A 13497-nucleotide genomic window follows, 5' to 3' on the forward strand; every position below is an offset into this window, starting at 1 on the left:
CATGGTTACTCACATCACAAAGGCCGTTATTCCCGCTGCCGGTATGGGAACCCGGTTCCTGCCGGCAACCAAGGCGATGCCCAAAGAAATGCTGCCGGTCGTAGACAAGCCCGCCATCCAGTACGTCGTCGAAGAGGCCGTTGCCGCCGGACTGACCGATGTGCTCATGATCACGGGCCGTAACAAGAACGCCCTGGAGAACCATTTCGACCGGGTCACCGAGCTCGAGGCGGTGCTCATCCAAAAGGGTGACCGCGACCGTCTGGCCAAGGTGAACGAGTCCACCGACCTCGCCGACATGCACTACGTGCGTCAGGGCGACCCGCTGGGCCTGGGCCACGCGGTGCTCCGCGCCAAGATGCACGTGGGCCACGAGCCGTTCGCCGTGCTGCTCGGTGACGACATCATCGACGCCCGCGACCCGCTGCTCGACAAGATGCTCGCCGAACAGATCAGCCGCAACACCAGCGTCGTCGCGCTGCTCGAGGTCGACCCGTCGCAGATCCACCTCTACGGTGCCGCCGCGATCGAGAAGACCGACGACCCCGATGTAGTGCGCATCACCGGCCTGGTCGAGAAGCCCGCTGCAGAGGATGCGCCGTCGAACCTGGCCATCATCGGCCGCTATGTGCTGCGCCCCGAGGTGTTCGACGTGCTCGAGCACACCAAACCGGGCAAGGGCAACGAGATCCAGCTCACCGACGCCCTGCAGGAGATGGCCGTCAACCCCGAGACCACCGGCGGCGTCTACGGCGTCATCTTCCGCGGCCGTCGCTATGACACCGGTGACCGGCTCGACTACATCAAGGCCATCATCCAGCTGGCCGTCGACCGCGACGACCTCGGTGTGGAACTGCGCCCCTGGCTCAAGGAGTTCACCTCCACTCTCGAGTAGGTCAGCCGCGGGCTAAGCTGCGCATCATCATCGGGCTTCGGCCCCCAAGTAGACAGGCTCATCGTGCCGACCGCGATACCTACCCTCCGCGAGGGCGCAGTGACGCTGCGCCCGATCCGGTTACGCGACGCCAGGGCCCTCGAGCGCGAACTGATGGCCAACCGGTCGTGGCTGCGCACCTGGGAGGCCACCAGCCCGTATGCGCCGATGTCGTTCGACACCCGGGCCAGCATCCGCAGCCTGCTCGCACACTCGCGCACGGGCAGCGGGCTGCCCTTCCTGGTGGAGTACAACGGTGAGTTGGCCGGCCAGCTGAACGTGTCGTCGATCACCTGGGGATCGCTCTCCAGCGCGTCCATCGGCTACTGGGTCGGCGAGCAATTCGCCGGCCGCTCGATCACCCCGACTGCGGTGGCCCTGGCGACCGACTACTGCTTCGCCCAACTCGGCCTGCACCGCATGGAGATCTGTATCCGGCCGGAGAACGCACCGTCACTGCGGGTCGTCGAGAAGCTCGGCTTCCGGTACGAGGGGCTGCGCCGCCGTTTCATCCACATCAACGGTGCCTGGCGCGACCACTTCGCCTTCGGAATGGTGGCCGAAGAGGTGCGCGGCGGGGTTCTGCGCCGCTGGCAGGACGGCGAGGTGCCGCCGGGCAACGCCACCGTGAACGAGTACGACCGGGCCGCATCGGCGCATCCGTTGCAGGTGGCCGACAAGTGACACACCCCCCGGTAATCAGGCACGGATGGTCCCGCAACTCATACGTTAGGGAGCATGAGTAGCGAAGTCCTGGGTGGGGGAGTGATGGTGGCCGTTGCCGCCGCGCTCTGGGTGACGTATCTCATGCCGACATGGGCGAGACGACGTCAATACCTCGCCACCGAACGCAACGCCGTGCGCCTGCAGCAGACCCTGCGCATCCTGGCCGAGACGTCGGAAATCCCCCAGGAGGTACGCGTGGAAACCAACGCACGCGGAGTGTCCGCCCAACGCAAACTTCTCGCCCAGGCCGAGGAAGACGCCCGGATCGCGTCGAAGGCCGCCGGCGACGCGGCCACCGCCGCCCGCCGCGCCGCGGTGCTGCGCGCCGCCGCCGCCCGCCCCAAGGCCCTCACCCCGGCCGGTAAAGCCACCCGGCTGCGCACCATGCGCGCCCTGACCTCGCTGNCACCCGGCTGCGCACCATGCGCGCCCTGACCTCGCTGCTGCTGCTCGTCGGCCTGGTGTTCACCGTCGTGGGCGCCACCATGCTCTCCTCGGGCGTGTGGACGCTCCTGGCCGGCGGACTGGTCGCCGCGGTGACCGCCGTCGCCACCCTCGGCCGTCTGGCCGCGGTGAGCCGATCTGCCCGCGCCCCGCGCGCCGCAACGGATGCCGCCGCGACCGCCGCCCGCCGAGCGCCCGCAGGTGCCCGCGGCCAGCGCTTCGAACCCGTGCACTTCGTCGACGAGACCCCCGTCGCCCAGCCCAGCCCGTGGACCCCGCAGCCGCTGCCCAAGCCCCTGCACCTGTCGCCGGGGTCGATCGCGCAGGCCGCGATGGCGTCGGTGGATGCCGCCGCCCAGCTGCGCCAGGCTGCCGCCGAAGCCGAGCTGCAGCGCCGCGCCCTGGCCATGGCCGAGGCCATCGCCCCGTCAGAGGTCACCCCGATCACCCGCCCCGTCGTCGCCCGTGCCTCGGCCGCCACCGCCGCGAAGGCCGCCCCGCAGGCGGCGCCGAGCCGGTTCGCGAACATGGGCATCATCGGCGAGACCGAGCCCGGCATGACCGATCTCGACGACGTGCTGCGCCGCCGCCGCGCCGTCGGCTGACCGTCGCAACGGTTCGAACCGCTCGTGCTCGCGTGATAATGTAAATACGCAGTCTGGGGCTATGGCGCAGTTGGTAGCGCGTCTCGTTCGCAATGAGAAGGTCAGGAGTTCGAATCTCCTTAGCTCCACCACTGAAACAGAAGGACCGCGGCCCCCGGGCTGCGGTCCTTCTGTGTTTCTGGCCGTACGTGGACCGAATGTTCTCTCTCGTCTCTGGAGTTAAATCCTGAGCAGGATTATGCATATTATCTCGATATAACTATTAATCTCACATATAGTAGAAATATGCGTGAAGTAGAAAACTCGGCAGTCGTCGCCATCTCACGAGTATTCGGCGCGCTACCCCACGTCACAGTGAGGGAAGGCCTCGATGGCTCGGTGGCGTTGGAGTCGCGGAGCGGACGCTGGCAGCTCCATCCGGTGTGGATAGGCGAAGGCTTTCCCCAGGATGTGCGGCGAGCGATGGGGGAGTCCTCCCATGACTCCGCCGCCCACACGAACGCGGTCATGACTGCGAACAAAATGTCGACAGGTGCGCGGCAAGCCCTCGAGTCGGCCGGAGTGAGCTGGGCCGATATGGAAGGCAACGCTCACATTGAAACGGGCGATGGATTGTTTGTGCTGACCGGAAGCCGACGCAAGCGGGCTGCGGAAGTGCGTGCCTTCCTCTGGACGGAGTCCGCGGGTGCAGTCGCCGAAATGCTGCTTCACTCAGCGCTGGAGGGGGTGCGGAACGGCGGCAATCGCGAGGCCGGACAGGCCCCGCGTCCGGCACTGATTGCTGCCACAACAGGCTGGTCATACCCCCAGGTGGGCAAGATCCTGCAGCAGTTCGACGCCATCGGCTACACAAGAAAGGTCGGCCCGGAGCGTGGGAGAACGTCTCACCGAACGATTGCGGATGCGCCGCGGTTACTCAGCGAGTGGGCAAGCTGGTATCGCAGGAGACCACTCTCTGCGGCGGTCGTGTCGGGGGAGTCACGGGACCCTCAGGACTACGTTCGCCAGATGGAGAGCATCTTCGGCGTCGAATCCGTGGCGATATCGGGATGGCTTGGACTTGACGAGGTGGCTCCCTTCATGACGACGATTCCCACTGCCACCGTCTACGTAGAAGCGACTAGTCTCGATGCGATCGAGGAACGGTTGGTGGGGCACAGCGAGCTTCGGTTGGTAGACGGCGGCGGGCGGCTCACGCTGTTGCGCGCCGAACCGCAGGTGCTCACCCTTTCAAGCCTCGTGGACGGGAGAAAAGTCGTCTCGCCGATCCGGCTCTATGGTGACCTCTTGCGATTGGGTGTTCGCGGGGACGATGCGGCCGACCATCTGAGGGAGACCAGAATTGGCTTCTGATCAGCCGCGCACGCGCGCTTCGCGCGCCAGAGCCGAGGACGCGCTCGTGCGCCTCGTTCTCGAATCCGGGCCGCATGCATCAGATTTCGTGGTGATCGGCGGATTGAATCCCGACTACCTCGCGCCGAACGCGCCGGAGAAGCACATGGGCACAACCGACGTCGACGTGCTCCTCAAGCTTGGCGTGATCATCGACAGGGATGAACTTGATTTCGGCTGGCTGGACAGAGTCTTCGCCGGCCAGGAGACAGTCTCGCTGGACAACGCGGGGTGGCGGTGGATGCTTGATTCCGGTCGTGAAATCGTGGTCATCGAACTTTTGTGTGATGTCTACGACAACCGCGGGCAGGCAATCGCATTGCCAGGGGCGTCGCAAATCGCCGCGATGAACCTGGATGGCCCGGCCCCGGCCCTTCATGAGCCTGTGGAGCGACTTCTGTATGTTTCCGACGCGGTCCGAGCCGCCTATCCCGATGCGCCCCTGGACGTGACGATCCGTTTTGCCAGCGTCGGCGGGTACTTGCTGGCGAAGGCTGCCGCGCTTGTGAACAGAAAAGCGGCCAAGGACTACTACGACTTCATGTACGTGCTGCTGTACGGCGACGGTGGCTCCGCGGAATCAGCGCGTTTGCTGCGTGACAGTCTCGAAGCGGGTTACGCCGGCTCGCATTCGTCCTCACTACGAATGGCGCTCCTGAGCTATATCGACGGCCAACGACCCGGCGCAGCCATTTTCGCGCAGCAGATGACAGCAAACGGGAGCGAAGAAGAATTCGAGATCTTGCGCGAAGACGCGACCGGTGCGGCACAGAGAGTGCTTGCTCTGTTGAATCTGTGAGGGCCCCGAGCCGAAACGGTTCGACCGGCCGCGTCGGAAGCGGTCCGATGGCTCAGCGGGGGCACCGTCAAGGGGTCTGTCGGAGCGAACCGATTCAGAAATCCCGGACTGACTGAACGATAGGGACTGACTGCACGATAGTTAGTGTTGGTCGAGACTAAGGGAGACTACATGTCAGCACACGAGACCCGCACGGCCGCCGTGCCCTCTGATGCCATCGTCCACGGCGTCTTCGAGCTGGCTCGCGATGGCCGCACCGGCCCGCTGGGCGAGATGATCGACGCCGGGGTGCCGGTTGACGTGGTCAACGCGCGTGGCGACAGCCTGCTGATCGTGGCCGCGTACGGGCAGCAGGTCGAGACCGTGCGCGAGCTGCTGCGCCGCGGCGCCGACACCGCCACCGTGAACTCCATGGGCCAGACCGCCTTGGCCTGCGCGGTTTTTCGGGGCAACGAACCGATTCTGCTCGACCTGCTGGCGGCGGGGGCCGACCCCGACCTCGGCAGCCACTCCGGCATCCAGATCGCCGACCAGTTCGGGTTGCCGCGGATGCGCGCGGTCATCGAGGCGCACACCGACGCCTGAGCGCCGCGACCGACCGGCGCATCCGCCGGGCGAGCCGGTGCCGATGTCGGCGGTGGTTGTTAGCGTGGCCGCACCTGTACTTCGAGGGCACAGGCGGCGACGGGCGGATGAGGATGCACGAGGACCCGGACACGGCGGGACACAGCGACGCGGCGGGCACAACGGACCAGCCAGGAACAGCGGACCCGGCGGGCATCGCCGTTCGGTTCCGCTGCGGGCACGGCGCGGATGCGGCCGAGGCGCGCGTCACCCTGCGCCGGGACTGCCCGCTGTGCATGCTGCTGGCCGAGACCGCCCGCAGCCGGGAGCAGCTGATGCGCCGGGTGGCGCCGGCCGGTCGGGCCGCTCTGGCGCGGGAGACCCGCATCGGCGTCGAGTACGAGTGGATCTGCAGCCGCGGGCACTCCAGGTACCGGGCCAGCGTGCGGGAGACCCTCACCGGGCCGGGCTGCCCCAAGTGCCAGAAGAACGCCCGGGCGCCCGCGGCCCGCGGAGAGGGCGGCGTGCCGTTCATGAAGCCCGGGCTGAAGACACGAACGTCCCAGGCCGAACAGAAGCTGCGGATGCTGCTGGGCGAACGCATCCGGCTGCCGCACCGGGTGAATGCGATTCGCATCAACCGCACCTTCTACGGCAAGCCGGAGGTGTGGCCGGACATCATCATCCCCGCCCTCAGGGTGGCGATCGAATACGACTCGCCCGGGCGGCAGAAGACCTCGCACCGCGGCCTCAAGGAGGTCTCCGACCGGGAGAAGGACGCGGCCCTGGAGGAGGTGGGCTGGGCGGTGATCCGGGTGCGCGCCGACGGCCTCGAGCCGCTAGGGCCGCACAGCATCGTCTGCTCCGGGGTCAGCGTCGGCCTCGTCGACGAGGTCCTGGCCATGCTCGTCGCCATCCGCGGCCAGGAGGCCGTGGCCGCCCTTATGGGAAGGGAGCCGAGTGGCTAGAGTGGGCCGGGTAAGAGGCTCACGGTCGAGCTGGGGGTCGGCGGGTGGGCCGCCAACCGCAAGCAAAGGAGCCCGTGTCGTGCTTCACACCGACATACCCACCCGAGACGACGTTGACGCCCTGGCCGCGGTTCGCGAGCATCCGTGCGTGTCGATCTACCTCAGCACGACCCCGCTGCCCAAGGACGCCGACATGGCCAGGGTGGAGCTGAAAAACCAACTGTCCGAGGCGGTGCAGCAGTTGCGGGCCGCCGGCACCGACAGGCACCTGATCGAGCAGCAGGAAGAAATCCTGGTGGACCTGATCGAGGACGTCGACTTCTGGCGGCTGCTGTCGTACAGCCTGGCCATCTTCGCCACTCCCACGAGTGTGCGTACCTTTCGGCTGCCCAATCGGCTCAGCACGGCCCTGGAGGTCTCGGACCGGTTCTACCTCAAGCCGTTGCTCCGTGCGGTCACCTTCCCGCAGGCCGCATTTGTGCTCGCCCTGGCGCAGAACTCGGTGCGACTGCTGGAGATCAGCGCGGAGAGCCCGGTCTACGCCGTCTCGGTGCCCGGGCTGCCCAGCGATGTCGCCGACGCCGTGGGCCTGCCGTCGATCAACGGCCGCACCCAGGACAGCCACATCATGGGCGGACGGATCCAGGGCGGCGAAGGCCAGAAGGTGCGGATGCGCCAATACGCCCGAGCGATCGACCGGGCGTTACGCCCGGTGGTCAGCGGTCTCGACCTGCCCCTGATCCTCGCCGCGGCCGAGCCGCTCGCCGGCATCTACCGGTCTGTGAACAGCTACCCCAATCTCACCGAAGGAATCATCGCCGGCAATCCGGAGGAAACCCCCGATGAGGAGCTGGGCCGGGCCGCTCGGGGGATTCTGGATGAGCTCTATGCTGCCGAGCTCAACGAGCTCGTGGACCGGATGGCCAGCCGCGCCGCGCACGGCCGCGCGGTCACCGACCTCAGCGACGTGGCGCGCGCCGCCACCTACGGTGCCGTGGAGACCCTGTTCGTGGATATCGACCAGAGCGTGCCGGGGCTGGTCGACGAGGAGACCGGGGTGGTCACCCTCAGCGACACTGAGGACGCGGTCAGCTACGGCGTCGTCGACGAGATCCTGCGCCGGGCACTCTTGTCGGGGGCGGAGATCTTCGCGGTGCGCTCCGACGACATGCCCGGCGGCGGCGCGGTGGCGGCCGGGGTGCGTTTCGTGGTCTGAGAAACGAAGAAACCGGTGCCGCCCGTTGAACGGGCGACACCGGTACGTTTCGAGCGCTGGACGGGCAGAAACCCGGCAGGACGCGAGTCAGCGCTTGCGGGCCTTCTCGGTCTCAGCGGACTTCAGCTGCTTGTCGGCGCGCTTCTCCTTGAGTGACTTGCCGGCGACCTTCTTGGTCGCATCCTTCTTGGGTGATTTGTCAGCCATGTGTACTCCTTCGACCTGAGCCTGGGCGGCACGGATGATCTGACCCTACGCGGGTTCGGCACAAAGGGCATCTTGAGACCGGAGCGCGCCGCGGACCGGCCGATTTGGGGCCGTGCCGTGCCCTGTGCCTTTTGAGGCTGTCGACGTAGGCTGTCTGCGATGAGGCGCCCCGTCACTGGGACGGGACGTCCTACGGAGAGCCGGGAGATCATGAGCGCACAGGAAACGTACAAGGCAGTGCTATTCGGTCCGAACGTAATCGGGTCCGGCACCGAGATCGAACTGCACTTCACCAACGGCGGCTACCAGGACGTGGTGGTGCTCGAGGCCGTCGAAGAGGGCCAGACGATCACCCGCACCTACCGCAAGGGCCGGGAAACCGAGGAGCCGATCCCGTACCGGTTCGTTGACGAGGACGTCTCGGACGAGACCGCGGAGGGTGAAGTTCCCAACTAGGCGGCCGGCCGGGAGCTCCGACGGTCGCGCGGGATGCGCTGCCGCCGGAGTTCTCGGCGTGCCCGGCTAAATGCGGGCGCCAGGCTTGGTGCTGCGGCTCAGCCGCACGGGCAGGGCCATCAGCGGGCCGACGAAGCGGCGCTGCAGGCTACGGCCCGGGCCCCAGACGTACTGCACGATCAGCTGGGCCAGGATGGCGCTGGCCGCCAAGGCCACGGCGATCGCGCCGGCCGTGAGCATGTTGAGCAGCCCGTTGATGTCGCCGTCGGACATCTGCAGCAGCCCGCGGAATAGCGCCAGACCCGGCACCAGGGGAACCAGGGCGCAGACGATGAGCACCAGCGGTGGGGTGCGCACGATGCGCGCGCCGACCGCGGCGAGCAGACCGGCCCCCATCGCGGCGGCGCCGGACGACCAGACCAGGCCGAAGCCGGTATTCGTGGCGCCGAGGTAGATCATCTCGGCCACCGCGCCGAGCAGGCAGAGCACCCAGAACGCCCGCCAGGGCACCTGCGTGGCCAGGCCGAAACCCACCACGATGACCACGGCGGCGGTCAATTGGATGGCGACGATGCCCACGGTAGGCGTCACGTCGGCGTTGATGCGCAGGTCGAGACCGAACTTGGACAGCACCAATGAGGACCCCGCCACCCCGGCAACCAGACCGCCGGTGATCAGCAACGCTTCGATGAGCCGCGCCGTGCCGGTGAGATAGAAGCCGGACAGGGTGTCGTGCACCGCTCCGAAAGTGGTCACCCCGGCCAGGAGCATGATGATTGTCGCAACTACCACGAGGGACGGGCTGGCGGAGGGGTCGATCAGGGGAACGATCGCGGCGAAGAGGGGCCCGATGGCCCCGCCGACGACGGTCTGGTAGAACAGCGGTACCCGTCGTCTGTCCAGCGCCGTGGTGAGGAAATCGATCACGAACCCGGCGACGAACGCGGCGAGGATCACGATCGGGCCACCGCCGATGAGCGCCGCGGCGCCGGCGCCGACGAGGCTCCAGCCGACCCGCCGGTACAGCAGGGTGACCTGGGGCTTGGAGGAGACGATGGTGGCGAGGCGCTTGCGGGCCTCCGCGACATCCGTGGGCTCTTCGATGAGGTCGGCGATCAGCTCGGACGTTGCGGTGAGCTTGGCGTAGTTGAGGGTGCGGTACTTGACGTCGCGGCTGCGCGAGATGGACTCGTGGGTGGACTGGTCCTCGTGCGTGAGCGTGATGATGGTGTGGGTGATGTTCGCCTCGGTGCCGCGCAGCCCGTACGCCCGCGTGAGGGCCAACATGGCCGCTGAGGCGTCTTCGGCGCCGGCGCCGGAGGAGAAGATCACTTCGGCCAGGCGCATGGTGAGGTCGAGCACCGACCGGGTGTAGGCGGCGATGTCGATGACCGGGATGGCGGTGGTGGAGGTGCTCGGCGCATCCTCGTAGGCGCGCACGGCGGCGATCCCGCTGGCGTCGGCGCGCAGGATCGGGATGCTCGTGGTGACCGGCCGCGGGGTGGTGGGGTGCGGCGCCCGGTACGGCTGCTTGGGGATGGGCGCCGTCGCGGCGCTGACCGGGGTGGTGTTGATCGGTGCCGTGGCGGTCGGCACGGTCACGGGTGGGGTGGTCGTGGACGGGTGGGTCTGGGGCACGGCAGTCAACTGGACAACTTCAACACTTCGGGGGTCGGTGAGGCGGGAGGGGAGCGGGCGTGTGGGCTCAGTCATCGAGCGGGCCGAGCCAGGCTGTCGCGACGGTCGCGTGCGCCGAATCGGCGTTGGACGGGTGGAACAGCCCGGCCAGCACGTCACGGTAGAGCCGGCCGAGTTCATCCCCGGCGAAGTAACTGGCCCCGCCGTTCACCCGCAGCATCAGGTCGACGACCTGCTTGGCGCTCTCCACGCTGCGATGTTTGAGCCCGGCGAGTTTGGCGAACCAGAACGGGCCGTGATCGGCGAGGGCGTCCACGTCGACGGCCAGCGTCTGAATCTGGGGGTACACGGCATCCAGCAGCAGGGCCGCTTCGGCGATGCGACGGCGGATGTCCGGATCCTGGGCGAGCGGACGGCCGTCGTTCTTGGCCGAACGCCGCCGTTTCGCGGCCTCGACACCGAGCTCCAGGGCCCGCTGGGCGATACCGGTGTACACGCTGGAGAGCAGGATCTCGAAGGTGGCGAAGATGGCGAAGATCAGCGGGTCGTTCACCGGTCCGGGCGGGAGGGTGCGCACCACCCGGGTCGCGGGCGCGAACGCACCGTCGAGCAGCGTGGTCTGGCTCTGGCTGCCGCGCATGCCGAGGGTGTTCCAGTCGTCCTTGCGGGTGATGCCGGGGTCGGTGCGGTCCAGGAACGCCCACACGATCAGCGGGTGGGCCGGGTCGGAGCTGTCCAGCCCCATGGTGCCCAGCTGACTCCAGACCGGTGACAGTGAGGTGAACACCTTGGTGCCGGTGAACCTGTAGCCGCCGCCGGGCTGCGGCACGGCATCCGTCGACGAGCCGAACAGCACCAGGTCGTTGCCCGGCTCGCTGACTCCGAAACCGAAGATCGCGCCCTGCGCGGCCTCGGTGAGAACGAACTCGAGCGCGGTATCCCCGCGGTCGTGCATGGCCTTGGCGACGCCGGTCCAGACCAGGTGCATGTTCACCGCGAGGGCGGTGGCCGGGGCGTGCGCGGCCAACCGGGCCTGCTCGGCTGCCAGCTGCGGCAGGGTGAGGCCCAGGCCGCCGAACCGGGTGGGCACCAGGGCGCGCAGGTAGCCGGCCTGGGCCAGCTCGGTGACGTCGTCGAACGGGAAGGTATTGGCGGCGTCGTGCGCGGCGGCGCGGGAGCGGATGCGACCGAGGAGAGCGTCGTCGAGCAGGACCGTCGGAACGGTGGGGGAGGGCCCTGCGGGGCGGGAAGACTCGGTCACACGTGCAAGCCTACGTAGCCTTTCCCTTCCGCGTGGCCAGGCGCACGATGAGAACGACGATCCCGCCGGCCACCGCCACGATGGCCAGCCACGGCAGGGCGAAACCGATGCCCACGAGCAGGGCTCCGAGCGCCGTCACCAGGGTGGTCCAGCCGGCGACGATGCCGGTCCAGAAGTTGTCAGGGGCGCCGGGGGCGACGGTGCCGGTGGAGTACAGGTCCAGTGCGATGGTGGAGTATTCGACCTGGTCGGTGAGGTAGTCGCGTTGCGATTTCAGACCCTCGAGCTCGGCCTGGCGGGTCGAGAGTTCACCCTCGATGGCGATCAGGTCGGTGGTGGTGGTGGCCTGCGCCATCAGGGCCAGCAGCCGGTCGACGGAGGTGGTGAGGGCCGTGATCCTGGCGTCGAGATCCTGGCTCTGTTGGGTGACGTCGGAGGCGTTGAGGGACACGTAGTTCACAGTGCCGAGCGCCCGGAGCGCGTCGAGGGTGCGGTCGAGGTCCCCGACCGGGATGCGTAGCGACAGGTTCGCGCTCGCGGACTGGTTGTCGGTCTCGGGGGTCTCGGTGCGGCTGTCGACCCGGCCGCCGGCCTCCTCGACGATCGTCGCGGCATCCTCGGCCGACCGGATCGGGTCGGCCACGGTCAGCGACACGGAACCTGTCGTGATCACGGAGCGATCTGCGATGGCGGCGTCCCCGGCGGCGGCCTCGCCGGGGGCGGTCATCTCGCCGGGCACGCTGCCGGCATCCATTGACTCGGAGCGGACGCCGGAGTCGGTGGCGCTGTTCGAACCGGAGGCCGTGCAGCCGGCCAGAAGCAGGGCGGCGAGAGCCAGGGCGGCGGTGGCACCGATCCGCCCGCTCAGGCGGCCCTGCCGTTGTTGCGGGCCTCTCGCCGCAGTGCCGTCTGTCTCCGTGCTGTAGCTCATGGGCCAACTGTAGGGTCGGGCCGCATCCGCAATCTGGACGGTTTCTGGGAGTCGGATCACAATCGAGTCTCGGCCAGGGGCCGGGTCGTACGCTCGAAGAGGCGCCGGTTTTTTACGGCGCCTTTGCCCGCACAACTATTCAGTTCTCGCTCGAGGAGGAACCATGGGATTCGCAGACGACGCCAAGGACGCCATCGCGGCCACCGGCCAGAAGATCGGCCGCGCGGCCGAAGACGCCAAGGAACGCGTCTCGGACAAGCTCGACGAAGCCAAGGCCGACGCTGAGGTCAAGAAGGCCGAGGCCGACGTCAAGAAGGCCGAAGCCGAGCGCGACTCCACCAAGGCCAAGAACGATTACAAGGAAGGCCTGCGCTAGCCGCGGCCGCCGGGAGCAGCGCCGTGGACGACAGATCGCGACGCTGGGCGGCGCTGACGGAGCGACTCCGTCGGCGCCGCGCTCCCCACCTCTTCATCCAGACCGACACCGGCACCGGCCCGGTTGTGATCCTGGTGCACGGCATCGCGTCCACCGCGGTCACCTTTCGCAAGGTCGTGCCGCTGCTGGCCCCCGGGCACCGGGTCATCGCCGTCGACATCCTCGGCCACGGTGCCTCACCGGCACCGCCGGACTGCGAGTACACACTCGACGACCATGTCGCGGCGCTGGCCGCCACCATCCGGGCGCTGAACCTGCGCGAGCCGTTCGTGCTGGTCGGGCATTCGCTCGGCAGCCTGATCGCCACCCGGTACGCCGCCGAACACCGCTGGTACACACCGCGTGGCCTCCGGGTCGCCCGCCTGGTGCTGGTGGGACCGCCGATCTACCTCTCGCCCACCGACATCGGCGACCCGTGGGTGCGCGCCAGGGTCACCGCGTACCTGCGCGCCTACGAATTCCTGCGGTCGAACAAGGACTTCACCCTCGCCAACGCCGCGGTGCTCGGACGGCTGCTGCCCAAGGGCATCCTGGAGCTGAACGAAAACACCTGGACCCCGTTCGTGAAGTCGCTCGAGCACTGCATCGAATCGCAGACGATGGTGAGCGACATCGCCAGTCTGCACGTGCCCGTCGACCTGATCTACGGGGCCCTCGACGCCTTCGTGGCACCGGGCAGCCTGCGGGTCGTGGAGCGGATGCGGCACGTGAACACCCACCGGGTGGAGGCCAACGATCACATCGTACGCAGCCGCATCGCCCGGGTGCTGGTGCGGGTGATCGACGGTGCCCCCGCCGCGACGACCAGGACATCGGGCGGGCAGACGCCGGCCCCGGCGGCCGGCTGAGACGTCGTTCGTGCCTGCGTTCCCCGTCTGGGGCGGCGAGGAGCAGATCCAGCTGCGCGACTGGCCTCGGCC

General features: G+C 68.1%; 14 protein-coding genes and 1 tRNA gene. 12 read left to right on the plus strand and 3 right to left on the minus strand.

Annotation, left to right across the window (positions count from 1 at the left end; genetic code table 11):
* Position 1 precedes the first annotated feature (1 nt).
* The 10 genes from galU (at position 2) to E3T61_RS01065 (ending at position 8311) form a co-directional block, all read left to right on the plus strand.
* Complete coding sequence (gene galU, locus E3T61_RS01020; RefSeq protein ID WP_134639059.1) at positions 2–895, plus strand: UTP--glucose-1-phosphate uridylyltransferase GalU; 894 nt, start codon at positions 2–4, stop codon at positions 893–895.
* A 99-nt stretch (positions 896–994) separates the two neighbouring features.
* Positions 995–1618 (plus strand): GNAT family N-acetyltransferase, encoded by a 624-nt coding sequence (locus tag E3T61_RS01025; protein WP_420898455.1) that lies wholly within the window; start codon positions 995–997, stop codon positions 1616–1618.
* 464 nt (positions 1619–2082) lie between these two features.
* Positions 2083–2709 (plus strand): hypothetical protein, encoded by a 627-nt coding sequence (locus E3T61_RS22220; RefSeq protein ID WP_241992319.1) that lies wholly within the window; start codon positions 2083–2085, stop codon positions 2707–2709.
* Between the two features lie 55 nt (positions 2710–2764).
* A tRNA-Ala gene (locus E3T61_RS01035) sits at positions 2765–2840 on the plus strand.
* 154 nt (positions 2841–2994) lie between these two features.
* A complete protein-coding gene (locus E3T61_RS01040; RefSeq protein WP_134639061.1) occupies positions 2995–4062 on the plus strand; it encodes a type IV toxin-antitoxin system AbiEi family antitoxin in 1068 nt (355 codons plus the stop codon).
* Entirely contained in the window at positions 4052–4900 is an 849-nt protein-coding gene (locus E3T61_RS01045) for a hypothetical protein (RefSeq protein WP_134639062.1), read from the plus strand. Before E3T61_RS01040 ends, E3T61_RS01045 begins: the two co-directional genes overlap by 11 nt.
* Before the next feature lie 171 nt (positions 4901–5071).
* Complete coding sequence (locus tag E3T61_RS01050; RefSeq protein ID WP_134639063.1) at positions 5072–5485, plus strand: ankyrin repeat domain-containing protein; 414 nt, start codon at positions 5072–5074, stop codon at positions 5483–5485.
* Positions 5486–5598: 113 nt separating this feature from the next.
* Positions 5599–6432: a zinc-ribbon domain-containing protein gene (locus E3T61_RS01055; protein WP_206751520.1), complete on the plus strand. Its 834-nt coding sequence runs from the start codon at positions 5599–5601 to the stop codon at positions 6430–6432.
* A gap of 79 nt (positions 6433–6511) precedes the next feature.
* Positions 6512–7648, plus strand: a complete 1137-nt coding sequence (locus E3T61_RS01060) for a baeRF11 domain-containing protein (RefSeq protein ID WP_134639065.1) — start codon at positions 6512–6514, stop codon at positions 7646–7648.
* A gap of 417 nt (positions 7649–8065) precedes the next feature.
* Positions 8066–8311 (plus strand): hypothetical protein, encoded by a 246-nt coding sequence (locus tag E3T61_RS01065; RefSeq protein ID WP_134639066.1) that lies wholly within the window; start codon positions 8066–8068, stop codon positions 8309–8311.
* A gap of 66 nt (positions 8312–8377) precedes the next feature.
* On the opposite strand, the gene E3T61_RS01070 is transcribed toward E3T61_RS01065, so the two are convergent.
* From E3T61_RS01070 to E3T61_RS01080, 3 genes are all read right to left on the minus strand, one after another.
* Positions 8378–9949 carry a threonine/serine exporter family protein gene (locus E3T61_RS01070; RefSeq protein ID WP_134639067.1) on the minus strand — a complete coding sequence of 524 codons (1572 nt, stop codon included), beginning with the start codon at positions 9947–9949 and terminating at the stop codon, positions 8378–8380.
* Between the two features lie 67 nt (positions 9950–10016).
* A complete protein-coding gene (locus E3T61_RS01075; RefSeq protein WP_134639068.1) occupies positions 10017–11210 on the minus strand; it encodes an acyl-CoA dehydrogenase family protein in 1194 nt (397 codons plus the stop codon).
* A gap of 10 nt (positions 11211–11220) precedes the next feature.
* On the minus strand, positions 11221–12141 hold the full coding sequence (locus tag E3T61_RS01080) for a DUF4349 domain-containing protein (RefSeq protein WP_134639069.1): 921 nt from the start codon (positions 12139–12141) through the stop codon (positions 11221–11223).
* A gap of 163 nt (positions 12142–12304) precedes the next feature.
* Here E3T61_RS01080 and E3T61_RS01085 point away from each other — a divergent pair, with 163 nt between their 5' ends.
* On the plus strand, positions 12305–12517 hold the full coding sequence (locus tag E3T61_RS01085; RefSeq protein ID WP_134639070.1) for a hypothetical protein: 213 nt from the start codon (positions 12305–12307) through the stop codon (positions 12515–12517).
* A gap of 23 nt (positions 12518–12540) precedes the next feature.
* Complete coding sequence (locus E3T61_RS01090; protein ID WP_198418620.1) at positions 12541–13425, plus strand: alpha/beta fold hydrolase; 885 nt, start codon at positions 12541–12543, stop codon at positions 13423–13425.
* The last annotated feature ends 72 nt before the right edge of the window (positions 13426–13497 follow it).

The organism is Cryobacterium lactosi (genome assembly GCF_004403945.1).
In the GTDB taxonomy this organism is placed as follows: Bacteria; Actinomycetota; Actinomycetes; order Actinomycetales; family Microbacteriaceae; genus Cryobacterium; species Cryobacterium lactosi.